20 protein-coding genes, 1 tRNA gene and 1 pseudogene are annotated in these 24,295 nt (G+C 39.7%); 9 read left to right on the top strand and 13 right to left on the bottom strand.

Annotated elements, in window-relative coordinates; genetic code table 11:
* Nucleotides 1-2: 2 nt before the first annotated feature.
* Nucleotides 3-1,088 (bottom strand): beta-N-acetylhexosaminidase, encoded by a 1,086-nt coding sequence (gene nagZ, locus FJR06_RS08980; protein WP_168651275.1) that lies wholly within the window; start codon nt 1,086-1,088, stop codon nt 3-5.
* A 201-nt stretch (nt 1,089-1,289) separates the two neighbouring features.
* The gene (locus tag FJR06_RS23955) at nt 1,290-2,519 is read right to left on the bottom strand and encodes a septal ring lytic transglycosylase RlpA family protein (RefSeq protein WP_217359771.1); all 1,230 of its coding nucleotides are present in this window, start codon (nt 2,517-2,519) and stop codon (nt 1,290-1,292) included.
* A 554-nt stretch (nt 2,520-3,073) separates the two neighbouring features.
* On the opposite strand from FJR06_RS23955, the gene pds reads away from it, so the two are divergent.
* The 4 genes from pds to FJR06_RS08955 all read left to right on the top strand — a co-directional run bounded on the left by pds (nt 3,074) and on the right by FJR06_RS08955 (nt 6,802).
* Nucleotides 3,074-4,513, top strand: coding sequence for a 15-cis-phytoene desaturase (pds, locus tag FJR06_RS08970; RefSeq protein WP_015083306.1), 1,440 nt, complete (start codon nt 3,074-3,076; stop codon nt 4,511-4,513).
* Nucleotides 4,497-5,429, top strand: a complete 933-nt coding sequence (gene crtB, locus FJR06_RS08965; protein WP_015083307.1) for a 15-cis-phytoene synthase CrtB — start codon at nt 4,497-4,499, stop codon at nt 5,427-5,429. The genes pds and crtB overlap by 17 nt, the downstream gene beginning before the upstream one ends.
* Nucleotides 5,430-5,568: 139 nt before the next feature.
* Nucleotides 5,569-5,656: transfer RNA gene (locus tag FJR06_RS08960), tRNA-Ser, on the top strand.
* Between the two features lie 153 nt (nt 5,657-5,809).
* Entirely contained in the window at nt 5,810-6,802 is a 993-nt protein-coding gene (locus FJR06_RS08955) for a folate-binding protein YgfZ (protein ID WP_168651274.1), read from the top strand.
* Between the two features lie 7 nt (nt 6,803-6,809).
* Here FJR06_RS08955 and FJR06_RS08950 read toward each other — a convergent pair whose 3' ends face one another.
* From FJR06_RS08950 to FJR06_RS08940, 3 genes are all read right to left on the bottom strand, one after another.
* Nucleotides 6,810-7,400 carry a DUF5331 domain-containing protein gene (locus tag FJR06_RS08950; RefSeq protein WP_168651273.1) on the bottom strand — a complete coding sequence of 197 codons (591 nt, stop codon included), beginning with the start codon at nt 7,398-7,400 and terminating at the stop codon, nt 6,810-6,812.
* Between the two features lie 57 nt (nt 7,401-7,457).
* Nucleotides 7,458-7,769, bottom strand: coding sequence for a ferredoxin (locus FJR06_RS08945; RefSeq protein ID WP_051155250.1), 312 nt, complete (start codon nt 7,767-7,769; stop codon nt 7,458-7,460).
* Between the two features lie 191 nt (nt 7,770-7,960).
* Nucleotides 7,961-8,935 carry a cysteine synthase A gene (locus FJR06_RS08940; protein WP_168651272.1) on the bottom strand — a complete coding sequence of 325 codons (975 nt, stop codon included), beginning with the start codon at nt 8,933-8,935 and terminating at the stop codon, nt 7,961-7,963.
* 277 nt (nt 8,936-9,212) lie between these two features.
* Between FJR06_RS08940 and FJR06_RS08935 the strand changes: the two genes are divergently transcribed.
* Nucleotides 9,213-9,518: a hypothetical protein gene (locus FJR06_RS08935; protein ID WP_168651271.1), complete on the top strand. Its 306-nt coding sequence runs from the start codon at nt 9,213-9,215 to the stop codon at nt 9,516-9,518.
* A 160-nt stretch (nt 9,519-9,678) separates the two neighbouring features.
* On the opposite strand, the gene FJR06_RS08930 is transcribed toward FJR06_RS08935, so the two are convergent.
* The 3 genes from FJR06_RS08930 to psb34 form a co-directional block, all read right to left on the bottom strand.
* Nucleotides 9,679-11,535 (bottom strand): ABC transporter ATP-binding protein, encoded by a 1,857-nt coding sequence (locus tag FJR06_RS08930; protein WP_168651270.1) that lies wholly within the window; start codon nt 11,533-11,535, stop codon nt 9,679-9,681.
* A 37-nt stretch (nt 11,536-11,572) separates the two neighbouring features.
* Nucleotides 11,573-13,732, bottom strand: a complete 2,160-nt coding sequence (locus FJR06_RS08925; protein ID WP_168651269.1) for a tetratricopeptide repeat protein — start codon at nt 13,730-13,732, stop codon at nt 11,573-11,575.
* Between the two features lie 213 nt (nt 13,733-13,945).
* Nucleotides 13,946-14,125: a photosystem II assembly protein Psb34 gene (psb34, locus tag FJR06_RS08920; RefSeq protein WP_168631883.1), complete on the bottom strand. Its 180-nt coding sequence runs from the start codon at nt 14,123-14,125 to the stop codon at nt 13,946-13,948.
* A 315-nt stretch (nt 14,126-14,440) separates the two neighbouring features.
* Between psb34 and FJR06_RS08915 the strand changes: the two genes are divergently transcribed.
* The gene (locus FJR06_RS08915; RefSeq protein ID WP_174783443.1) at nt 14,441-14,647 is read left to right on the top strand and encodes a hypothetical protein; all 207 of its coding nucleotides are present in this window, start codon (nt 14,441-14,443) and stop codon (nt 14,645-14,647) included.
* An 11-nt stretch (nt 14,648-14,658) separates the two neighbouring features.
* On the opposite strand, the gene thiO is transcribed toward FJR06_RS08915, so the two are convergent.
* From thiO to FJR06_RS24310, 3 genes and pseudogenes are all read right to left on the bottom strand, one after another.
* On the bottom strand, nt 14,659-16,617 hold the full coding sequence (gene thiO, locus FJR06_RS08910) for a glycine oxidase ThiO (protein WP_168651268.1): 1,959 nt from the start codon (nt 16,615-16,617) through the stop codon (nt 14,659-14,661).
* A 129-nt stretch (nt 16,618-16,746) separates the two neighbouring features.
* Entirely contained in the window at nt 16,747-17,208 is a 462-nt protein-coding gene (locus FJR06_RS08905; protein WP_015083318.1) for a hypothetical protein, read from the bottom strand.
* Nucleotides 17,209-17,239: 31 nt separating this feature from the next.
* Nucleotides 17,240-17,479 (bottom strand): annotated as a pseudogene (locus FJR06_RS24310) ((2Fe-2S)-binding protein); the annotation flags it as partial.
* A gap of 165 nt (nt 17,480-17,644) precedes the next feature.
* Between FJR06_RS24310 and cimA the strand changes: the two are divergent.
* A complete protein-coding gene (gene cimA / locus FJR06_RS08895; RefSeq protein WP_168651267.1) occupies nt 17,645-19,330 on the top strand; it encodes a citramalate synthase in 1,686 nt (561 codons plus the stop codon).
* Nucleotides 19,331-19,639: 309 nt separating this feature from the next.
* Here the strand turns inward: cimA and FJR06_RS08890 are convergent, their stop codons facing one another.
* Together FJR06_RS08890 and FJR06_RS08885 are read right to left on the bottom strand one after the other, a co-directional pair.
* Nucleotides 19,640-20,596, bottom strand: a complete 957-nt coding sequence (locus FJR06_RS08890) for an alcohol dehydrogenase catalytic domain-containing protein (protein WP_168631889.1) — start codon at nt 20,594-20,596, stop codon at nt 19,640-19,642.
* A 35-nt stretch (nt 20,597-20,631) separates the two neighbouring features.
* Nucleotides 20,632-21,438 (bottom strand): inositol monophosphatase family protein, encoded by an 807-nt coding sequence (locus tag FJR06_RS08885; RefSeq protein ID WP_015083321.1) that lies wholly within the window; start codon nt 21,436-21,438, stop codon nt 20,632-20,634.
* Nucleotides 21,439-21,712: 274 nt separating this feature from the next.
* Between FJR06_RS08885 and FJR06_RS08880 the strand changes: the two genes are divergently transcribed.
* Together FJR06_RS08880 and FJR06_RS08875 are read left to right on the top strand one after the other, a co-directional pair.
* Nucleotides 21,713-23,401 carry an NAD(P)H-quinone oxidoreductase subunit 4 gene (locus FJR06_RS08880; RefSeq protein WP_015083322.1) on the top strand — a complete coding sequence of 563 codons (1,689 nt, stop codon included), beginning with the start codon at nt 21,713-21,715 and terminating at the stop codon, nt 23,399-23,401.
* Between the two features lie 167 nt (nt 23,402-23,568).
* Nucleotides 23,569-24,189: a hypothetical protein gene (locus FJR06_RS08875; RefSeq protein WP_041458583.1), complete on the top strand. Its 621-nt coding sequence runs from the start codon at nt 23,569-23,571 to the stop codon at nt 24,187-24,189.
* Nucleotides 24,190-24,295 lie beyond the last annotated feature (106 nt).

Below are 24,295 nucleotides of genomic sequence, written 5' to 3'. Positions count from 1 at the left end.
CCTTATAAACAACAACTAATAGCTAATTCTGCATTCTTCACCAAGGTCTCCTTATCAAGAGTCGAAACCGGATATTGAGGAGTTATCCGCAATAACTTTTCCACCCTCTCCCGTGCAGTTTCCACAACTCCTACATCTAAACTACCATTATTCAAACTATCAGAAAAATCTGCCGCTATTTTATATGTTCTTTCCAAAGAAGAAGAATTGATATTTCGAGAAACTATAAATAAATCACAACCAGCATGAAAAGCCCGTGCAACAGTTCCCGACTGCATAAACATTTCCGAGACAGCTTTCATATCTAAATCATCGGAAACTATCACACCTTCAAAACCTAACTCTTTCCGCAAAATATCATTTAAAATGATTTTAGATAAGGTTGCTGGCACTTCTGGATCAATTTGCGGAAACAAAATATGCGCCGTCATAATTAACGGAATTTTGTCCTGAATTAATGTTTGAAAAGGAATCAATTCCCGGTTTCGCAAATCTTCCCGACTCAAATTTAATATTGGTAACTCCAAATGGGAATCTGTGCTAGTGTCTCCATGGCCAGGAAAGTGTTTAGCAGAACCTAAAATGCCCTCTTCCCGCAATCCTCGGTAATATTCCCGCGCACCTTCACTAGCGGTTTGCGGTGTATTTCCAAATGCACGACTTCCAATAATTGGGTTTTGGGGATTAGAGAAAATATCTGCAACCGGAGACCAAGAAACATTAATTCCCAAAGATTTTAATTCTAAAGCTGTGGCTTTTGCAACTTCATAAGCATGAGATTGCAATAAATAAGCGTAAGGAAAGCGAGTAATTGGTAAAGGTGTCCGCACAACTCGCCCACCTTCATGATCTAAAGTAGTAAAAATGGAGTCGCGTTCAGAATATTGGCGAACTTCGTCAATGAGGGTTTTAAACTTTTCTAACCAGACTGGATATGGTACACCGTCAAGAAAGTTTTTAGCAAAAAAGATAACACCAATCGGTTTTAATTCATTTAACGCCCGTTTATCATCATCGTTTAAACTTGTCCCAGAAATACCCAGAATTAGGTGATTACCAAAGCTTTGTGATAATTGAGATATTGACATAATTTGGTGATTTAAGTAAAGGATAAAGTATTTTCTGGTGTTGCTAAATTCAGGTATGAAATTCTCTTGATTGAACTTATAGCTTACGCTACACAATTAAAACTCTTACCTTTGCGTCTTTGCTCCTTTGCCTCTTTGCGTGAAACAGAATTCATACTGCCATTATGCAACGCATTTTCTCTACTTTATCCTTCCATGTTACTAAAAGTTAAAAACTAATAACTCACTTTTAGCATTAGCCATATTTTCAGTTTTTGGTGGAGATGGTTTCAACGTCATTTGTGGCGCATTTTGTTGTAAAACCACAGCCTGATAAGCTACGACTCCAGTATGTTCACTATCGAGACAACGAGCCGCTGTTCGAGACAAATCTAGGCTTCTTGGTGCAATATACGGACCGCGATCATTTACACGCACAATCACGGATTTATTGTTTTGTAAATTTGTTACTTTTAAGAAGGTATTAAAAGGTAGGCTACGATGGGCAACAGTGAAATCATCTTGATTATATATCTCACCATTTGCGGTTAAACGACCATGAAAATAGCCACCATACCAAGAGGCTATTCCAGAAAGTTTTGTATTTGAGGACTGTAATCCATACATTTCCATTTGCCCTTGTATCAGTGTCAGCGGTTTAGTATGGAGGGCTATTCGCAAATTATTCGTCCATTCCATTGCTAAAATATCACCGCTGCGACCAAGTTCATCAGAGACTTTTCTATCTATTGCAAATAGTAACCTATTACCTATCATCAGCGAAGGAGTCTTATCAACTAAACCTGGTTGTAATTGCGTAGGTTTTTCAGTAGGTGATATTACTAATTGCTGTAAGCGGTTTTGTAAAGCATTAGCTGTAATTTGATCAGGTAGTCGGGCAACAAAGCTGTTATTAACCCAGACCTCATAACTGGATGAATTCCGCTTGACAATCAATACTGGTGAGTAATCATAACTTCCATTTGGCTCAATTGGATTGTTGATGATATTAAAGAAGCTTTCGAGCGATCGCACAACAGTAGCTGGTGACAAATCTAGTTTAGGAACACTAACTTGAGTAAATATTATCTGTCGAAAGTTAGTAAAATTTTGCCAGTGAGGTTGTGCAGGTATATTTTCTGGCACAGAGGCACAAAATTTTGTTTCTTTTGCCTTCAAGGTTGTTGAAGGTAGAGTCATAGACCTATCTCGATATGATGATAATCGTCTATTTATCCAATCCAATGTCAAAGAGGTTTTTGATATTAAGGTTTTTTGCCAAGCAGTTTTATATTCTTGAGAAATGGTCAGAAATTGAGCCTGGGGCTTGACTAAGTTGGCTGGAAGTTGGATTGGAGAAAATGCAGCTATTAAACCCAGCGGTAAATTTGCTGTCAACACCAAAGTACCACCTGTGAAGGATGTCGCCCATATTATTCCCGTTGATATCATAGTTTATTTATTCTCCAGATAGATGCACAATTCCTAGAGAAATAATCCCCAGGTTGAATAAAAAGAGAGTTTTTTTAATTACATAATTTCTATGTGATTTCAGACTTAATTATGATTAAACCCTCTGGGATCATCATATACCGTAATAGAGATTGAAATAAATAAAAGTTTTAAATCTAGTTTTCAGGTATTACTAATATTTCCATTACTTTTGCTTATGAATAGCGATTTATCCTGCCATTTACTTTACTAAGTCACATAGGCATCTTGCATATTAATACTTAATAAAAAAATCAGGTTTTGTATTTGTGACAAGCAGTTACCCAAAAATATACACGGATTGATGATGAGTCATAAACTACACTAAATATTTTTGACTTCAAAAAAATTTGTGTTAATCCCTGGACTGATGATTAGGGTAAATTAGATAGTTGGCGGAAAATTTTGGGAATTTTTTGGGAAGCAATCAAACTAGAATCGCCAAATGTAACGGATTGCAACGTATAATTAGAACGGCAAAACAGTTAAGAAATATTAAATAATAGTAGGTTTAAATGCGCGTAGCAATCGCGGGAGCGGGTCTAGCAGGACTTTCCTGTGCAAAATATCTCACGGATCTAGGTCACACACCCATCGTTTTGGAACGCCGAGACGTAGTAGGGGGGAAAGTGGCAGCGTGGAAGGATGCTGATGGGGACTGGTACGAAACAGGACTGCATATTTTCTTTGGGGCTTATCCCAATATGTTGCAGTTATTCAAAGAATTGGATATTGAAGATCGGTTGCAGTGGAAAGAACACACAATGATCTTCAATCAGCCCGAAGCACCGGGGACTTACAGCCGCTTTGATTTCCCCGATTTACCAGCACCTATCAATGGGATGGTAGCAATTCTCAGAAACAACGATATGCTGACCTGGCCGGAGAAAATCAGTTTTGGCATCGGATTACTACCTGCCATTCTCCAAGGGCAAAAGTATGTCGAAGAAATGGACAAATATTCTTTCCGGGAGTGGCTGCAAAAACAAAACGTCCCCCCCAGGGTAGAAAAAGAAGTATTCATTGCGATGTCCAAAGCCTTAAACTTCATTGACCCCGATGAAATTTCTGCTACTGTCCTCTTAACGGCTTTGAATCGCTTTCTCCAAGAGAAAAACGGCTCAAAAATGGCCTTCCTTGATGGTTCACCCACAGAAAGATTGTGTCAGCCCATTATTGACCACATTACTGAACGGGGTGGTGAAGTCCGTCTGAATGCGCCCTTGAAAGAGATTTTACTCAATGAGGATGGAACTGTGAAAGGCTTCCTCCTCCGCGGTTTAAATGGGGCAGAAGATGAAATATTTACAGCGGATACTTATGTCTCTGCCCTTCCAGTTGACCCCTTAAAGCCGATTTTGCCCATTTCTTGGAAAGAAATGCCATTTTTCCAAAAATTAGAGGGTTTAGAAGGGGTCCCAGTGATTAATGTCCATATCTGGTTCGACCGCAAATTAACAGATATTGATCATCTGCTATTTTCGCGTTCTCCTCTCCTCAGCGTTTATGCTGATATGAGTAATACTTGCCGTGAATACGCCAATCCTCACCGTTCCATGCTGGAATTAGTTCTAGCACCGGCAAAAGATTGGATATCTAAATCCGATGAGGACATTGTTGCTGCAACTATTACTGAGTTAGAAAAACTCTTTCCCCAACACTTTGGGGGGGATAATCCTACCAAAATGCTGAAATATCATGTGGTAAAAACACCACGTTCAGTTTACAAGGCTACCCCAGGTCGTCAACAGTACCGTCCTTCCCAGGAAACCCCCATTACTAATTTCTATCTGACTGGGGATTACACCATGCAGCGCTATCTAGCCAGCATGGAAGGGGCTGTACTTTCTGGTAAACTGACAGCGCAGGCGATATTCCAAGCACAGACGGTAGCAAATCCCTCTAACCTGCAAACGCCAACACGACCGCCCGCCAAGAATGCTGCAACTGCCTGATTCCCCCCCGCGCATGAAAACGCTGGTCTCTATAGATGAGTCATACAACCTTTGTCGGGAACTCACAGCTAAGTACGCCAAGACTTTTTACTTGGGGACAATGTTGATGAGTCCGGCCAAGCGTCAATCTGTTTGGGCAATTTATGCCTGGTGTCGCCGCACAGATGAATTAGTGGATGGCCCTGCATCTGCTATTACCACGCCAGAAACCCTAGAACTATGGGAAAAGCAACTGGAATCCATTTTTGCGGGATGCCCATTGGATAATTATGATGTAGCGTTAGTAGATACTCTCCAACGCTTTCCGCTAGACATTCAACCCTTTCGGGATATGATCGCCGGTCAGCGGATGGATTTGTATCGCAGTCGCTATGCAACCTTTGAGGATTTATACCTCTACTGCTACCGAGTAGCGGGGACTGTAGGTTTGATGTCAACAACGATTATGGGTATAGATAATAATATCTATACCGCCCCTTGGCATCAAGGCCAACAGCCTTATCTTCCTATAGAAGAAGCGATCGCTTTGGGAATTGCCAATCAACTCACGAATATTCTCCGTGATGTTGGTGAAGATGCCCGTCGAGGCAGAATCTATATTCCCCTAGAAGATTTGGCCAAATTTAATTACACCGAGGAAGAATGTATTCGCGGCGTAGTGGATGACCGTTGGCGTTCACTCATGCGGTTTCAAATTGATCGCGCCCGTCAATTCTATATTCAAGCAGATAAAGGTATTAGTTATCTTTCTGCTGATGCTCGGTGGCCTGTTTGGGCTGCATCCATGCTCTATGAGCAGATTTTAGAGGTGATTGAGCGCAATAATTATGATGTGTTCAGTCAGCGAGCTTATGTTCCCCAATGGAAAAAGTTACGTACTTTGCCAGCAGCTTGGATGCGATCTCAAGTTTTATAACTTGGTCATTGGTCATTGGTCATTGGTCATTGGTCATTGGTCAATGGTCAATGGTCAATGGTCAATGGTCAATGAATCTATTTACAAAATAACTATTGACAAGCTCAAAAACTTCTGCTACGATTATTACTCATGACCTGGAGAGGTGGCTGAGTGGTCGAAAGCGGCAGATTGCTAATCTGTTAAGGGATTATATCCCTTCGGGGGTTCGAATCCCCCCCTCTCCATTTTTACAAAAGCTACATACCGGATTTCTTAAAGAAGTCCGGTATCTGAGTATAAACTAGATCCAAGTTGAAAACTATAGTTTTGAAAGAGCTTGATGTTAACCTACATCCTCTATCTGCTTATGGTGATAATTTTATCAACTCTGTACCACTATGTTAACATCTGCAATTGATACTAACGATATAAATACTATTCAAGCGGTAAGGGAAGGGTCCGTGGTCAGAGATCGCTCTGATTGGGGGCGTATTCGGATTTCTGATGATGATCGTCTCCGCTTTTTACATAATCAAAGCACTAATGATTTTCAATCTCGCAAACCTGGTCAGGGCTGTGATACTGTCATGGTGACATCTACCGCTCGGACGATAGATTTAGTGACTGCTTATGTATTAGATGATGCTGTTTTATTGTTAGTTTCCCCTCACCGTCGTCAGGAACTTATGGCATGGTTAGATCGCTATATCTTCTTTGCAGATAAGGTTAAATTAACTGATGTGACCGAGGAAACAGCGACATTAAGCCTGATTGGACCTCAAAGCCATGCTATCGTCGAAAAATTAGGAGCTGGTGATTTAATTGGTCAACCAGATGGTAATCATATTTTAGTTGATCGGGTGATAGTTGCAGTGGGTAGTGGCTTGGCTGCACCTGGATATACATTGATTTTACCGATTGCCGAAAAACAAATATGGTGGGAGAAAATACTAGGATTGGGGGCTGTGGAATTGAGCGATCGCGCTTGGGAAATGTTACGAATATTACAAGGTCGTCCCGCGACCGATTCAGAACTCACGGATGATTATAACCCCTTGGAGGTGGGTTTATGGCAGACAGTTTCCTTTAGCAAAGGTTGTTATATCGGTCAGGAAACCATTGCCAGACTTAATACATACAAAGGTGTAAAGCAATACCTTTGGGGAATTCGTCTTAGTGCTGCGGCTGAACCAGGAACAGTCATCACCATTGGGGAAGAAAAAGTAGGTAAACTCACCAGCTATACAACCACTCCTGATGGTCATTTTGGACTAGGTTACATCAGAAGTAAAGCTGGTGGAGTTGGCTTAAAAGTACAAGTTGGAGAAACAGAAGGAGAAATAATTGCTATTCCCTTTGTTTCCCACGAATATCCATTAAGTAATGTCTAATTGTCCATTACCCATTTCCTCTACCTGGGCACAATTCATCTAGCCAAGACGGAAAAATATTGCCATGAGTAGATGAAATCCCGGTAATATTTGGGCTGGGAATTCCCGTAGTTATCAATCGTTTATCTATTTGTTCCCTGGCCAATCCGACAGGTAGCTTAACTGAAGAATGATGATGAATCGGTGTAGCCACTGCAATCACAGAAATGCCTGTAGTCATTTCCAATAACACCTGTTTGCGTTCTTTGGGTACAGGTGAATCTGTCAAGGCTATATGAGCAGGAGAGGTACTCACAATCTCATTTTTTGCGGTAGAATGCTGGGATTTTAATAAGTTTAATTCCTGTTCAGGATTGAAGTGCAAACACAAAGCTGCAATTATCCTATCAGGATCATTGTTTAAATCCAAAATGAAAGGGAGGATTTTTTTTAACTCTGGTTCTAAAGTGGATAAAGTTGCTAAAATGTAACCAGAAGAAGGTCTGCGGATGCCAGCATAATCTTTCCAGATTCGCATTTTAACTAGCCAAGAACGATTTTGTTCATAATAAATTAGCCACTTCATTTTTAATGCTTGACGTAGATGCTGAATATCCATTCATTCCCTCACTTCTTACTGTACTAAATTACAGCATTTATATATTTTCAGTGATCTTTATCCCTGGGGATGAAACCGATAATAAAGCATTTCTTTAACTCTTTTACCAGCTAATAAATGTTGTTCGACTAATTTGGGTATTTCTTGAGGTAAAACCCGACAATACCAAACCATTTCGGGTAAAACTAGCACCATTGGACCATTACCACATTGACCTAAACAGCCACTAGCTGCAATTGTCACATTAGGAGCAGGTAAAGCTTGTAAAGCTGCTAATACTTCTTCTGCACCTTGTTTTCTACAAGTACGATGTTGACATACTTTTACAGAAATAGGCAGGGGTTGTTCCTGAGTTGGGACGTTTGACATTTGTTTACAGTTAATTCACTGAAAATATCCAAATATTTACTGTTTTTACTTGCTAGTAACTTTTTTATCAAGACGTTCAGCCAGCCATAATTTAATAATAGAATCAGAAGTAACACCCAAGCACTGGGCTTCATGTTCTAAATCGCCACTATGATACTATATTTGGTATATGTGGCGATCGCTAAGAAATCCTAATTGATCACTAATCCTTTACTGGCTAACCATTCACTATTAAATATTCGTGATTGATAGCGAGAACCACTGTCACACAAAATAGTTACAATAGTATGTCCTGGACCCAACTGTTTAGCTAAAGCCACAGCCGCACCGACATTAATTCCCGTTGAACCACCCATTAATAAACCATCTTTTCTTAATAGTTGATAAACAACACGCAAGGCTTCAGAATCATCAATTTGGATAGCATCATCAATAGGTGCGCCTTCCATATTGGCGGTAATGCGACTATTACCAATACCTTCAGTAATTGAATTACCTGCTATTTTGATTTCACCAGTTTTGATATAGCTATATAGTCCACTACCTAAAGGGTCAGCAACAACACATTTAACGCCCGGATTTTGTTCTTTTAGGTACATTGCCACACCAGCATAAGTACCACCAGTACCAGTTGATGCCACCCAGCCGTCGACTTTACCATTTGTCTGTTGCCAAATCTCTCTACCTGTGGTCTCATAATGGGCTACACGATTGGCTAAATTATCAAACTGATTAGCCCAAATGGCGTTTTCCATTTCTGCCGCAATTCTACCAGATAGTTTAACGTAATTATTCGGATCTTTGTAAGGGACCGCAGGAATAGGACGAACTTCAGCCCCCAAGGTAGTTAAAGCATCTATTTTTTCTTGGGATTGGGTATTGGGAATAATAATCAAGCATTTATAACCTTTGGCGTTGCAAATATGTGCCAGTCCAATTCCCGTATTTCCCGCTGTTCCTTCGACTACTGTACCACCGGGTTTGAGAAGTCCTTTTTTTTCTGCATCTTCGATAATATACAGCGCAGCCCGATCTTTGACAGAACCACCAGGGTTCAGATATTCGGCTTTGGCTAAGATATCACAACCTGTTTCTTCGCTAAAACTGTTTAAACGAATTAATGGGGTGTTACCAATTGTACCAACAAATCCATTTTTGATATCCATTTTGCATCTACCTGAGTTTTTCCCAATCAAATTTTGACATTTTTATGTAATTTTGTTTCGCGCAAAGACGCTAAGGAGCAAAGACGCTAAGGAAGAAATACATTAAAGTTGCTATAATCTCAATTCTAATGGGATCTTCTTCCCGAAAATTTCTGAAAAGCAAGTACAAAAGATTGAATTTAAACTCAATCTAGCAATGTTAATATTGCTTTGGTTGTTTCTGTGCGTAAGTTATCATACAATATACTAAATGATTTCATAAACAAGGTGGATATTAATGAAATCTCCCCATGAACACAATCAAGACATTCAACGTCAGCTAGAAAAGCGACTCCGAGAAATGGATGATCAAATCAATGCTATTGATCAACCTGTTTATAAAACTCAGAAACATCAACCAGAACAATCTCAAAAACCTTGGCTAAGAAAAATCATTCTTGGTGGAAAATTTTTTGGTTTGGCTGTTGCAACTATAGTTGCAGTTCGAGTAGCCTCAGTTTTAGCCGGAATTATTATTTTTGGGGCTTTGGCTTTTCTTTTTTACAAACTTTTCTTAGAATCGCAAATTAAAAAAAAACTCTAAATAAAGTATAATCATCATGAATTATCAAGTGGGAACTGAGCAATTTATAAATGATTTAGAACGGGTTTCTCAGGTTCGTTCAGAAATTGCTATTTGTTTAGCTTATTACAATCAATAAGATCCCCGACTTCTTGGAGAAGTCGGGGATCTAAATCTGACATTATCCGATTCTATTTCTGATCCTTTCTGGACTACCTGTAGGAATTGCAGCAATTAATTTTTGTGTATATTCTTCTTTTGGTTCTAAGTAAATACTGTCAGATGTCCCTGATTCCACTATTTTCCCTTGATTCATCACTAAAATGCGATCGCTCAAAAATTTGACTACACTTAAATCATGGGAAATAAAAATGTAAGTTAGTTTCAACTTCTCTTGTAATTCTTTCAATAAATTTAAAACTTGCGCTTGCACAGATACGTCTAAAGCTGAAACTGATTCATCACAAATAATAAACTTAGGATTTAAAGCCAAAGCGCGAGCAATACAAACCCGTTGACGCTGACCACCGGAAAACTGATGAGGATATTTTTTCATATCATCTGCACTTAAACCCACCCGTTCCAACAGTTCCACTACCCTAGCTTGTCGCTGTTGTTTCGACTTACCGACACCATGAATTAACAGCGGTTCTACAATCGCTTCCCCAATCTTAATCCGGGGGTTGAGGGAACTAAAAGGATTTTGGAAAATAATTTGCATTTCCCGTCGTAAGTGCTGCAAAGTTTTCCCAGTCAAGTGAGTAATATCCTGTCCATTAAATAATATTTTACCGCTCATCGGTTCGATTAATCGCAGCAATGTTCTACCTAAAGTAGTTTTACCGCAACCAGATTCTCCCACCAATCCCAAGGTTTCTCCCGGAAAAACATCAAAGGAAACCCCATTTACAGCCTTATGGTAACGTTTTGTGCTGCCAAATACTCCCCGGACTGGAAAACCGACTTCCAAGTTACTAACGGTCAACAGAGGTGACTGTGAACTAATCTTTGCTAATCTTGTGTTAGTCTCGTCCCTAGTAGTTTCTGCTGGTTGTGCAGGTTCTTTACTCTGAATTGTCACTTTTCCAAATTCATCTTCTGTCACACTCATGTAGTCAGAAACAGTCAGCAGTTTGTGGGGACGACGGTTCAAGCTAGGACGACAAGCTACAAGTCCTTTCGTATAAGGATGATGGGGATTGTTAAAAATTTGTGCTGCTGCACCATATTCGACAATTTTACCTTTATACATCACTGCTACTTGGTCAGTAATTTCCGCAATTAACCCCAAATCATGGCTAATAAAAATCATTGCCATATTGCGACTTTGTTGCAGTTCATATAACAATGCTAGAATTGTCGCTTGCACAGTCACATCTAAAGCTGTAGTCGGTTCATCAGCAATTAATACAGATGGATTGCAAGAGATAGCCATGGCAATCATAACTCGTTGCAATTGTCCTCCAGATAGCTCATGGGGATATCTTTCCAACATGGCTTCTTTGTGTTCTTTCACCAACTGTGCTAATTTAAAGCTACCTGATGCAGATAAATTATGATCAAGATACTGTTCTTCAATTTGTTCATCACTAGCTAAAAGTTTAACTTCTTGTAAACCCGCGATCGCAATTCTTTTCGCTTCAATTGCATTTACATTCTGATGTCGCATAATAGCTTCTTGCAACTGAAACCCGATAGTATAAACCGGATTTAAAGAACTCATTGGTTCTTGAAAAATCATCGCAATATCACCACCTCGATAAAGCTGCATTTCTTGAGGTGATAATGCTAATAAATCCAGCGGTTGTCCACTTGTCCGAGAAAAGAAAATTTCCCCTCCACTCACTTTTCCTGGATATTGCAACAAACCCATGATTGCTAAAGCCGTAACCGACTTTCCACTTCCCGACTCTCCCACTATTCCTAAAGTCTCACCCTGATGTAGCTGAAAACTAATATCATCAATAGCTTTTACTTTACTGCTGTCACTGATAAATTCAACTTGTAGATTGCGAACCCCTAAAACTGTTTCTTTCATATTACCAATTACCAATTACCAATTACCAATTACCAAATTACAACTTAGGTAAGACATTTGGCAATAAATGTCCTGGAAGCTTAGATAAAGCTAAATTTTGTCCTTGAATTCCTAACTCATTGTGAAAAGCCCGAATTGTGCTAATAATATAGCTGATTGTTGTTTGATAATTTTCTGTTTGTCTATCAAATCCACTTAACGCTTGTAAATGATTTTCTAAAGCGGCTTCTAACTGTTGAGAAAGCATTTTTTTATCCCCATTAAAAGACAAATTTATCACTAAATAATAATGAGCTAATCCTAAATTATTGTGTGTCATCCATAAATCAAAACTTAAAGGTAGACTACTAAGTAAGTGAGCCGTATTCACAGCTTCTTCATAAGCATTAATACATAATTTTACGAATTTTTGTTGATCTTCTTTTGTTGTTTGTGGCTGATTTGCTAGATGCCAGTAAGCGATACCCAGATTATTTTGAGTAGCAGCATAGGATTGAGGAACATCCACAGATGTTCGATATTTTAGGGCTTCATTATAAACCTGAATTGCTAACTGGAGATTTTCTATTGGTTGTTCATATTGGGAAAGATTCCAATAAGCCGTACCCATATTATTTTGAATCATCGCATATTTTAGGGGATCATTTGTCTGTTGATAGTGAACGACTGCTAACTTATAAGCAGAAATCGCTTTGGTGAGATTTTCTACAGGTTGATCGTACTGCCCTAGATGCCAATAAGCTGTACCTAAATTGTTCTGACAAGCAGCATATTTTAAAGGTTCTATTTCTTCTTGTCGGTAACGAATGGCTTCATCATAAGCAATAACTGCGAACTGCCAATTTTCTACAGGTTCAGCAAATTTCGCTAAGTCACCATAGGCAGTACCCAGGTTATTTTGAATCCGCGTATAAGTTTCTGGCTGAGTATCACCTGTAATTATCTTGAGTGCTAATTTATAAAAGTCTACCCCTTGTTGAATATAAATTTTTGCTTCTTCAGAATTATCAGGGATGCGGTGCAACATCCAGTAAAGTGTCCCCAAATCATTCAAAATATCTGGAAGTTGTGGAGAACTTTCATCATAATTAACTGCTTCCTGATAAGCTAGAATTGCTATCATCAAATTTTCCACAGTTGCTTGTCCTTGCTCAATCTGCAACCGATAGAAATTACCAAGATTCTGATAAGCTATCCCTAACTCTTCTCCCTTAGCTGTTTGAATATGTAACTGTTCAATTTCCCAGAGTATTTGTTGAATTTGATCACTATCATCAGCATTTATTGTTGCCTTAATTAATCCTTGCAACTCCTGGTTAATATGAGATAAGGAAGGAAAATGCTGATGAGTTGTTATTTGAGGAGATTGAACCGGAAATTCATCTGGTATTTGTGTTAAATCTGTGGTTGAAGTTAAAGACAAATCAAACTTATTTGTTTGTTTGATGTCTTGAGAAACTTCCTCTTCATTAACAACTAAATGCTCTAAATTTTCTTGACCTAAATTATAGGAATCTGCAAATTTTTCTGGATAACCTCTATTATCTATAGTTGGTGTCGGTTCTCCTGCAAATACAAATACGCCGGTTCGACAATGCCAAAATTTTGCTGCTGATTGCTGAATCGCAGACAACCAAGGACGAGAAACCCAAAATAAAAGACTAGATTCTACAAAGTGACTAAATTCCTGACTTGATAAATGCTGTTCACCTAACCGGAGATAATTCAAAAATAAACGTTGTACTGCTACTGGTTCTTTAGTCAGCATTTCTACCCCGACAATCTGAAATCCCGGCATTGGTAAGGGACGGCCAGGATTATCTGTTGATCCTCCCACCATCGGGGGTGGATAATTAGCTAACCATTCATTGATTTGCGCTATAGGATTAGGATCACTTAAATTTAAACGCAGAGTGACTAATCGCGGATAAGCTGGCGTGCTAAAATCTCCCACATTAGCTCGCTGATATATGACCTTACCCACTGGATAAGCTAAAGTGGAGTGTAACCGCGCTGCTATCCGATTTCTTAAATGTAAATTATCACATATAGCAAATAGGATTTGTCTACGTAAACCCAGACTCAGAGCAAGTTTTAGGCGTTGATATACTTGCCGATTCAAACTAATGTTTTCTGTATGTACAGTTTCATTCACGCTTGTATTTAGTTGAGTTTTAGCCCTATTTTCTGTATACATCCTGACTGAATAAATTAAATATTAATGTCACATCTCATAATTTGGATTTTCACGGAGATGCTCTCTTTTTCAGGATGAATCAAGTTTTATGGGCTAGAATATCAAAAAAAGACGATAATTATACTTGCATTTTTTTATTCTAGCAAAAAATCAGGCTCTTGATCAAAATAAGAACCTGAAATCAGGAAAGGCTATTAAAGGGCAGTTTTCCAATTAGCTAACATTAGAGACAGTGAAAGCGACAAAAATTACCCCTCCAATTAAAAGCATCGCTGCAATTCCTAAGATAATATAAGTACGCTTTTGGGAGTTTGTTGGTGGTTCAGCTTGATAAAGCTTGGGTTCTTTAGCAAAGTTATTGAGAAGACCACCCTCTTCGTTTGTGTAAGGCATGAAGTGATTCCTTATTATCTTTCTTTACTTAATGTTAAATAAATTTTACAGCACTCTCATAAAAATAAAAAAATAATTACATGAATCTAAAGAAGTCAGGAGTCAGGAGTAAAACTGGCTTGCTGTCTGGCTTTGAATTTAGATCCTGTACCTCATTAATCTGCAATCTGCGGTATCTTGACAAAATAGACAATTCATGTATTACTTTGTGCTATTCTACTTCACCTGACTGCAGTGATATTGTAGAACTGATAATTAAAAGGACATGATTTAAAAAAAGCAATTGCACAAATAAATTCATCTATAAATAAACTGATGACTGAAATAAAAGAATTCAAAATTTATGCACGTATTGTATTAAATAGAAATCCCACACCTGATATTAATAGTTCTATAGAAATTAAGCTCAAGAAACGTCTTAAACAACAAAATGGCAAAGATTCTGGTGATCTGATCAAATATAAAAGTCAGGTTTTAGAAGAAAATCAGATCCCCGACTTCTTCAAGAAGTCGGGGATCTAAGTAAATACAAATTAGCCCGTAATAGTCCCCGTCAAAGGTGAACTAGCACTAGCGTAATCCTTCATGGGCATCCTTCCCGCCAAATAAGCCATGCGACCGGCTACCGTTGCTAAATTCATCGCATAAGCCATTGCTGGGGCATTCTCAGCCAGGGCGATCGCACTATTAATCAATAACGCATCCGCCCCCAATTCCATCGCCTCAGCAGCCTCAGAGGGCGCACCAATGCCGGCATCTACCACTACGGGAATATGGGCATTTTCAATAATAATCTGAATATTGGCAGTTGTTTGCAGTCCTTGTCCTGAACCAATAGGGGCAGCCAAAGGCATAACCGTGGCACAACCCACTTCTTCTAGTCGCTTGGCTAACATGGGATCAGCATTAATATAAGGCAATACAGCAAAACCTTCTTTTACCAACTGTTCCGCAGCTTGCAAAGTGCCAATGGGATCAGGTAATAAATACTTGGCATCAGGTATCACTTCTAACTTGACAAAATTATTATCTTCCTGTCCTAATAACTTGGCCATTTCTCGTCCCAACCGTGCCACTCGCACCGCTTCCTCTGCGGTTTGACAACCAGCGGTATTGGGTAACATCCAGATTTTACTCCAATCTAGTGCCTCTGCTAAACCTTCATGTCCTGGGGCGTTGGTTTGTACCCGTCGCACAGCTACCGTGACAATTTGACAACCACTAGCAGCGACACTTTGCTGCATTTCTCGGATATTGCGATATTTACCGGTTCCCGTCATTAACCGAGATTTGAAGCTTTTGCCGGCAATAATTAAGGGTGAATCGGGAACAATTAAATCTGATATTTCTGGGTTACGGTGTCCGTTAGTGGCAGGAGTCGCGTGAATTAACATTGGTGTAGTAGTAGATGACACAGTAGAAAAGCGAGAATAATGAAAATTAGCTAAAAGAGGATCTGCTTTTTGTTCACAAATCAAATCAGCAATTAATGTGGCTGTAATTGGTGCAAGTAAAATACCATTGCGGTGATGACCAGTAGCCAAGGTTAAGTTACTACAATAACTATGACCCAAAATAGGGAAGTCATCGGGAGTAGCGGGACGAAATCCCCACCAAAGTTCTTGTAGAGGATAATTCTCTAGTTGGGGATATAGTCGTATAGCTGATTGTAATAAACTTTGAATGCCCCCAGGGGTATTATTCGCAGTAAATCCTACATCTTCGCTAGTTGCACCAATAATGATAGAGCGATTGCGGCGGGGAACAATATAAATATTTTCACCAAACAACACCCTGGTTAAAGGTAATTCAGTCACAAAGTCCGGGACTCGCACACTCAACATTTGTCCTTTGCGGGGACGCACTGGTAAAGGTAATAATTGATTCGTCCAAGCACCAGCAGTTAAAAGATAATGATCAGCGCGAAGTAACCCAGTATTAGTTTGTACACCAATAACTTTTCCCTGTTGTTGAGAAATCGCTTCTACGGTAATTCCATCTTGGAAAACAACACCCAAAGAGGTAGCCGCAGTTCGCAGAACTTTCATTAAAGCCCTGTTATCAACTTGCCCATCTTCAGGATACCACCAGCCACCAACCACATCTGCACCCAAACCTGTTTGATATTGGTTAATCGTATTTTTATCTAACCAGTTAGCGTTTTTGTGTTCCCGGTTTTCAGGTTGTTGATACAATGGTGCGAGGATACCGCAAGGCCAATAACCTGTATTGTTTAAATCTTTTGTGGCGGTTAATTTTGTTAATTTTTCCGTCCAGTCTAAATATAAATTACGCGATCGCCGACATAAAGACAACATCGCCTCATTAGTAATATTTTCCGCATCAGGCGCTAACATTCCCGCTGCTGCATGGCTGGCTGCGGCAGTAAAATCACGGCAAATTACAGTTACATTTGCACCCCGTAATTTGAGTTCAACACCGCAAGCCAACCCGATAATACCACCACCAATAATTAAAACATCATTAGTCATTAGTCATTAGTCAATTAGTTATTAGTAAATAACTAATAACTCATAAATGACTCAGAGGGGGTGGAAATTGGTCATTGGTCATGAGTTTTTTAATTTTGACCTTTGACCTCTAACTAAATTTTTCCCTAGTTACCACAAAGCCCGAATTGGTGCTTTGTTTTGATTGGTATTACTACCAGAATTTGAATTACGTTCTGTAGTAGAAGTTTCATTGAGAGAACTGGAACTATCATTTGTAGAACTGGAACTTTTATTACTATCACTTGTTTCTTGTGTAGTATTAGCAGAATTGTTGGTAGTCTCTGTAGAAGCATTACTTTGAGCTACACGGGTATTCCGAGGGCTTTCACTGGCAGAATTAGAATTGTTTCCGCTGGAAGTTTCTGACTCATTACTACTAGTATTTTCCGAATCATTCCCATTCGCAGCACTATTAACATTAATATTAGCGGGAAGAACGCTAGATTCTTTGCGTCCTTGGGGAACATTAGCAGTTTGTTGTCCGCCCATAGGAAAATTAATTCCCAGTAACGTACCTAGCAAAATTGCTACGCCGCCAGCCATTAAAATCAAGGGTGTCCATCTACCCATCTTGTTTCTCTCCTTGTTAACCTTCTGGTATCTAAACTAATTGAGAACCTTGACCCCAAAACCCATAAAATTTAGTTACTTTGACATCACCTAAAACCTGAATTTGGCAAGTTAAACCCAGGCCGTTTGTAGGAGAATGGGGAGGAAGCGATTCCTAGATTGTGCTTCGCTATCGCTGTGTTTGCTTAGGCTAACTCACTGCGGACACCTCACTTTCTACTGTAACCGCATAAGTACCATAAGTGCCAATACCTCGACAGTTGATCATCTCTGTGTACCTTATCCCCAGCCTCTTCTTTACACTCAATTAATTTACTTGGCCTTACCAACTGAGGGATATTGAAATTACCGAAATAGCGTTTTGTTGTATATTGGCACATCGCCGCAAATTTGTCTCTCAGGTGTCAGTGTTGAACCAACGGTTCACCCAATTTTTATGACCACAACTCCCTCAAATCAACTTTGGATCTATGACACTACTCTCCGCGACGGAACTCAACGAGAAGGACTGTCAGTGTCTATAGAAGATAAGTTACGCATTGCTCACAAACTTGATGAATTGGGTATACCCTTTATTGAAGGTGGTTGGCCGGGAGCAAATCCCAAAGATGTCCAATTCTTCGAGCAACTTCAAGCAAATCCCCTCAAACAAGCAGAAGTTGTCCCTTTTTGTTCCACCCGTCGTCCTCACACCAAAGCAGTAGATGAACCCATGCTCCAAGCGATTTTGGCGGCAGATACGCGCTGGGTGACAATTTTTGGTAAATCTTGGGATTTGCACGTTACAGCCGGACTCAAGACCAGTCTGGCGGAAAATCTAGCCATGATTGGGGACACAATCGAGTATTTGCGTTCTCAAGGACGGCGAGTAATTTACGATGCTGAACATTGGTTTGATGGTTATAAGCAAAATCCTGATTATGCTTTACAGACGTTGACAGCAGCAGTCACAGCAGGTGCAGAATGGTTAGTTTTATGTGATACCAATGGTGGGACTTTACCTCATGAAGTTTCGCAAATTGTGTCAGTTGTCAGTGGTCAGTTGTCAGTTGTGAGTCAGCGCGGTCTTGGGGGTTTCCCCCATGAGCGACTGACGAACCCCGAAGGGGTTAGTTGTCAAGAAAAAATTCCCCAAATAGGAATACATACTCATAATGATTCAGAAATGGCGGTGGCGAATGCCTTAGTGGCAGTTATGGCTGGAGCTAGAATGGTACAAGGAACAATTAACGGTTATGGGGAACGTTGCGGTAATGCAAATCTGTGTTCTGTGATTCCCAATTTACAGCTAAAGCTGGGTTATAGTTGTATCGGTGAACACCAGCTAAATCAGCTTACAGAAGCTAGTCGGTTTGTCAGTGAAGTTGTTAATCTCGCACCTGACGAACACGCACCTTTTGTGGGACTTTCGGCTTTTGCTCATAAAGGGGGAATTCATGTCTCTGCGGTGGCACGGAATCCTTTAACCTATGAACATATTCAACCGGAATTGGTCGGAAATCACCGCCGGATTGTCATTTCTGAACAGTCTGGTTTAAGTAATGTCTTAGCTAAAGCTCGCAGTTGTGGGATTGAATTAGATAAGGATCATCCCCAAGCTAGACAAATTCTTCACCGCATGAAGGAATTGGAAAGTCAAGGCTATCAATTTGAAGCCGCAGAAGCTAGTTTTATTCTTTTGATGTATGAGGCTTTATCCTGTCGTCAGCAGTTTTTTGAAGTTCAAGGTTTTCAAGTCCATTGTGATTTGGTGGAAATGAAGGAATCTACTAATTCTTTAGCAACGGTGAAAGTTGCTGTTAATGGTAAAAATATTCTCGAAGCCGCAGAAGGTAATGGACCAGTAGCCGCTTTGGATGCCGCTTTGCGGAAGGCTTTAGTGAATTTTTATCCCCAAATTGCTGATTTTGAATTGACTGATTATAAGGTGAGAATTCTCAATGGAAATACGGGAACATCTGCTAAAACTCGCGCTTTGGTAGAATCAGGTAATGGTCAACAACGCTGGACTACTGTAGGAGTTTCTAGCAATATTTTGGAGGCTTCTTATCAAGCTGTGGTTGAAGGTTTGGAATATGGGTTATTGCTGCATTTCCAAGCTGAAAAGGCGTTGAAAGTTTAGAGGTTGATAAATTTTGGTAGAGATGTTTAATGTCTCTACCTGATTAATGTCTGATAGCGTAGCGTGGCGTAGCCATATCAGGATTTACAGGATTAAAGGATTTACAGGATTATCTATTGATAATTTATTCATTTTGATTACACACATTTTACATTTGAATTCTGAATATTCTGAGTTGTGAGATACCTAACTTATTTTCTACATCTTTTCATTTATCAATATCAATTATATCAGAAGTCGGTTATCTTTAAATGCAAACTAACATCCTGCAAATCCTTTAATCCTGTAAATCCTGATTCTGACAAATAATTACAAACTCATTTCTAACAACACTTTTAAAACTCCTTTAGTTTTGGCTTTCTCAAAAGCTGCTAAACCTTGAGAAAGTGGATAATGACTATCAATTAAAGATTGAACATCTATCTTTCCCGTCGCTAACAATTCCAATGCTGGAACAAAGGGACCACAACGAGAACCAATGAGAGTGATTTCATCTACCACTAAAGCAGAAGCATCTAAACTGAGATTTCCCGCATAGGTGCTTTTTAAGATTAATATACCACGAGGACGTAAAGCCCGACGAGCAATATTAAAACCTTCAGGATTTCCTGTACAATCAACAGAGATATCAAAGTATCTATCAGTGACGCTATCAGCGAAACCAGTTTTAATTCCTTTCGCTGCTAAATTTACTAATTTATCTTTATGTCTTCCAACTACTAATAATTCACAACCTGTTAAGGCTAAAGTTTGGGCTATTAATTGTCCCAGTTTACCATCTCCAACTACTAATACTCGGTCATCTTTACATATTTGTATTTGTTGTTGAATTTCCAAAGCTGCGGCTATGGGTTCAGTAAAAGTTGCGGCTGCTGTAGAGACATTTTCAGGAACAAGATGCAAATTCTCAATAGGTAAAGATAGATATTCTGCAAATGCACCATGACGGTTAACAATTCCTAAAACTGTCCGATTTTCGCAATGTGTTGGTTGTCCCCGCCGACAAAAACGACAATCACCACAAGCAGCGTTAATTTCACCAACCACTCTTTGATTAATTAACTGTTTGGGACCTTGTTCAACAACACCAACAAATTCATGGCCGATAATGCCAGTATAAGGATAATAACCTTTAATTAATTCTAGGTCAGTATTACAAATTCCCGCCCGCAAAACCCGCACCAAAGCCTCTCCTGGTAGTGGTTCAGGAATAGGAATATTGGTGCGTAATTGTAATTGATTATTTTCTAGCCAAAGTCCTTTCATAATTTTTTCAGTTGTCAGTTGTCAGTTGTTAGTTGTTAAAGTTTTGCACTTTCTAGAAATGGTGTAAATATCGGAACTATATCGGAATTACTCACAACCATTGTGGGAAAAGAGCGATCGCTATAATCCATTCCCGGCGATAATGGAAAAGACTCAGAATTGAGCGATACCCACGTCCCACCCGCAGCTTGGACAATGACCCAAGCGCCAGCAATATCCCATACCTTGGGTGTGGCTTCAATTCCCCCCAAAACCGCACCAGTTGCGACGGAAAGAAAGTTATAACTAGCAACTCCTAACATCCGAATTTTACAGGGGAAACCCGGTTGAATAATGTCGGTACTGCGAGAACAAAGGTTAAAAAAGTGGTTTTTGCTGGGAGCATCTTTACTGGTATGAATGGGATGATTATTTAAAAATGCTCCCGTTGGCGTTGTTAAGCCTGATGAACCCGCCCAAAATCCGTGAAAGGCTTGATTTAATGGTGGCGCGTAAACATAACCAAAAATGGGCGTTCCTCGATAAAGTAACCCCAGAGAAATAGACCAAATCGGAATTCCTCTGGTAAAGTTGGTTGTACCATCCAAAGGATCAATTACCCAACACCATTCTGCATTCGGAAAAGTTTGATTACTTTCTTCGCTCAAAATGCCGTAACCGGAGAAAGTAGAAACAATAGCATCTCGAATTTCTTGATCTGCCCATTTATCTGATTTTGTTACCAAGCTACCATCAGCTTTTTGTGAAGCTTGGACTTTACCAAAATCCTGCATTAATTGTTTTCCCACTCTGATAGTAGTGGTTTCTGCAAACTCTAGAATCGTATTCCAAAAATCGTTCATTTGTTAGTTGTTATTAGTCGGTTGTCATTTGTCAACTATTAACCAATTTTATCACATTTATCCTCAGCAAAAGCCTAAAATTTTTCACTTAAAAGCAGAGCGAATTTATATCATTAGACAGATAAAGACGTTTTCTCATCTACTCAATCCTCAGCATAAGATATATTTATGTATATATTCCTTTATGCTAACCTGGGGTAAAAACTTATAAAGAAATTGTTAAAAAGTTTAGTACAATAGCAAAATTAACCAATAAGTATTTTTTCCTATTGACATGATAGCGGCTCAATTTCCCTGGCTTACCGCAATTGTCCTATTTCCACTTTTAGCATCCTTTGTCATTCCTGTATTGCCTGATAAAGACGGCAAACTTGTCAGATGGTATGCACTGGGCGTAGGTATTGCTGACTTTATTTTGATGTGTTATGCCTTTTGGAAACATTACGATGCTAGTAATGCGGGTTTTCAACTGGTAGAAAATTATGTCTGGATGCCTCAGATAGGACTAAACTGGGCAGTTTCTGTGGATGGGATTTCCGCCCCACTGGTACTTTTGGCGGGATTTGTGACCACACTGGCGATTTTTTCAGCTTGGCAAGTTGACCGCAGACCAAAGCTGTTCTATTTTCTCATGCTTGTGTTGTATTCTGCACAGGTTGGGGTATTTGTTGCCCAAGACTTGCTGTTATTTTTCATTATGTGGGAAGTCGAATTAATCCCCGTATATTTACTAGTTTGTATTTGGGGTGGACAACGACGACGCTACGCAGCTACAAAATTCTTACTTTATACCGCAGCAGCTTCTATATTTATCTTGGTGGCAGCCCTAGCAATGGGGCTATATGGCGGCGGAAATGTCACTTTTGATATTGCAGAACTCGCACAAAAAGAATATCCCCTCACTCTGCAACTGCTACTATATGCTGGGTTGTTAATTGCCTTTGGCGTAAAATTGGCGATTTTCCCCTTGCATACTTGGCTACCTGATGCCCACGGTGAAGCATCTTCTCCCGTATCCATGATTTTGGCGGGTGTGTTGTTGAAAATGGGTGGATATGGACTAATTCGCCTGAATCTTGACCTACTTGCCGATGCTCATTTTTACTTTGCCCCCGTTCTCGTCATTCTCGGTGTTGTCAATATTATCTATGGTGCGTTAAATTCCTTTGCCCAAACGAATATGAAACGACGTTTGGCTTATTCGTCCATTTCCCACATGGGTTTTGTATTAATAGGAATTGCCTCTTTCACCGATTTGGGTATCAACGGGGCAATGTTGCAAATGATCTCCCATGGTTTAATTGCTTCCGTGTTATTCTTTTTGGCTGGTGTAACTTATGACCGTTCCCGCACAATGGTCATGTTAGAAATGGGTGGGATTGGTCAAGCTATGCCAAAGGTATTTGCTCTATTTACAATGGGGGCAATGGCATCTTTGGCTTTACCGGGAATGAGTGGCTTTGTCGGTGAACTTTCGGTGTTTGTCGGGATAACTACTAGCGATGTTTATACTTCCACATTCTGCACCGTTACAGTTTTCCTAGCGGCTGTGGGAGTTATTCTCACACCTATTTATCTCCTTTCTATGCTGCGTCAAGTATTTTACGGTTCTGGTGCGGCACTGATCTGCGATATTAACAATGCTGGGTTGGAAAATCAAGAAGACGAAGGAACGGCTTGTTTTGGTACAGATTGCCTTTTACCAACGGAAACGGTATATACTGATGCCAGACCCCGTGAAGTGTTTATTGCTGCCTGTTTTCTGGTGCTGATTATTGGCATTGGTTTCTACCCCAAAGTAGCCATGCAAATGTATGATGCGAAAACTGTAGCTGTCAATGCTCATGTTCGCCAATCTTATACGATTATTTCCCAAACCAATCCTCGTGTTTATGCTAGTGGATTATTAAATCCGCAGATTCCAGCAACTCAGTTAACTCCTGTTTTGGGAACTTTAAAATAGGTAACTGCCGACTAACACAAAGTATGGAGAATATATCCTCTAGCGTTAGTTGGGGGATTTTTTCTTCTGCTTTTTGAATGGTTATCGCGTGACTGACTTTATCTCTAGGACAAAGAGAGTTAAGATACACAAGGTTTCCCAACTTTTTCTATAGAATTATTGCACTAATTAAACTCATGAATGCTGCTCCCTTAATTCGCTTCACATTTTTATCACTCATAGCAGTTTTGGGTCTGCTGTCACCTGCTTATGCTCAGGGGAAAAAGTTATCAAATCCTGTTAATCAAGCCAAACCCGCTAATCAAATCAAACCTACGGAACAACCAAAACCTATTAATACAGATCAGCCTAATACCCTCAGCCCCACAGGAATAAGTAATAATCTTTTAAGTATAGAGGGAGGCGATCGCTTGATCAAAGAATCAGCCCAAGCAGTTGCTAGTCAAGATTACCCTCTGGCTGCCAAAAAACTCCAAGAAGCCCGCCAAGTTTATAATCAATTATCAAGCTTTTATCAAGACCTAAATTCTAGTTTTGCAGGTATTGACATTCGTGCTGCCGATTCCCACCGCAAGAATGCTTTAGCAACTGCCCAAAAGCGAGATGAAGCCACCTATCAGTTAGCCTTAGTACATAGAGCGCAAAATCAGCCAGAATTAGCCATCCCTTTGCTAGTGCAAATCATTAAAAGTCAAAACCCCACCAGAGAATTAGGCACAAAAGCATACCAACAATTATTTGAATTAGGTTTTGTAGATGCCCCCTTTCCGCGTCAAGGTAAAAAATAATCGGCAAATGCTAACAGGCAACAGCCAACCGCGACATATCTGTTAATAATAGAGAAGTAAGTTTTTTCAGGAATTGCGGTCAGTAACTCAGCCCTAAAGGGACTGA

The sequence above is a fragment of the Dolichospermum sp. UHCC 0352 genome, assembly GCF_009711925.1.
In the GTDB taxonomy this organism is placed as follows: Bacteria; Cyanobacteriota; Cyanobacteriia; order Cyanobacteriales; family Nostocaceae; genus Dolichospermum; species Dolichospermum lemmermannii.
This window is presented reverse-complemented; position numbering and strand designations above follow the sequence as displayed.

Coding starts and splice junctions, on each gene's coding strand:
- FJR06_RS08890 (WP_168631889.1), bottom strand. CDS start 20,596: ATGAAAGGACTTTGGCTAGAAAATAATCAATTACAATTACGCACCAAT.
- FJR06_RS08885 (WP_015083321.1), bottom strand. CDS start 21,438: ATGAACGATTTTTGGAATACGATTCTAGAGTTTGCAGAAACCACTACT.
- thiO (WP_168651268.1), bottom strand. CDS start 16,617: ATGACTAATGATGTTTTAATTATTGGTGGTGGTATTATCGGGTTGGCT.
- FJR06_RS23955 (WP_217359771.1), bottom strand. CDS start 2,519: ATGATATCAACGGGAATAATATGGGCGACATCCTTCACAGGTGGTACT.
- FJR06_RS08925 (WP_168651269.1), bottom strand. CDS start 13,732: ATGTATACAGAAAATAGGGCTAAAACTCAACTAAATACAAGCGTGAAT.
- psb34 (WP_168631883.1), bottom strand. CDS start 14,125: ATGCCTTACACAAACGAAGAGGGTGGTCTTCTCAATAACTTTGCTAAA.
- nagZ (WP_168651275.1), bottom strand. CDS start 1,088: ATGTCAATATCTCAATTATCACAAAGCTTTGGTAATCACCTAATTCTG.
- crtB (WP_015083307.1), top strand. CDS start 4,497: ATGCTGCAACTGCCTGATTCCCCCCCGCGCATGAAAACGCTGGTCTCT.
- FJR06_RS08945 (WP_051155250.1), bottom strand. CDS start 7,769: ATGTCAAACGTCCCAACTCAGGAACAACCCCTGCCTATTTCTGTAAAA.
- FJR06_RS08930 (WP_168651270.1), bottom strand. CDS start 11,535: ATGAAAGAAACAGTTTTAGGGGTTCGCAATCTACAAGTTGAATTTATC.
- pds (WP_015083306.1), top strand. CDS start 3,074: ATGCGCGTAGCAATCGCGGGAGCGGGTCTAGCAGGACTTTCCTGTGCA.
- FJR06_RS08940 (WP_168651272.1), bottom strand. CDS start 8,935: ATGGATATCAAAAATGGATTTGTTGGTACAATTGGTAACACCCCATTA.
- FJR06_RS08880 (WP_015083322.1), top strand. CDS start 21,713: ATGATAGCGGCTCAATTTCCCTGGCTTACCGCAATTGTCCTATTTCCA.
- FJR06_RS08935 (WP_168651271.1), top strand. CDS start 9,213: ATGAAATCTCCCCATGAACACAATCAAGACATTCAACGTCAGCTAGAA.
- FJR06_RS08955 (WP_168651274.1), top strand. CDS start 5,810: ATGTTAACATCTGCAATTGATACTAACGATATAAATACTATTCAAGCG.
- FJR06_RS08915 (WP_174783443.1), top strand. CDS start 14,441: ATGACTGAAATAAAAGAATTCAAAATTTATGCACGTATTGTATTAAAT.
- FJR06_RS08950 (WP_168651273.1), bottom strand. CDS start 7,400: ATGGATATTCAGCATCTACGTCAAGCATTAAAAATGAAGTGGCTAATT.
- FJR06_RS08905 (WP_015083318.1), bottom strand. CDS start 17,208: ATGGGTAGATGGACACCCTTGATTTTAATGGCTGGCGGCGTAGCAATT.
- cimA (WP_168651267.1), top strand. CDS start 17,645: ATGACCACAACTCCCTCAAATCAACTTTGGATCTATGACACTACTCTC.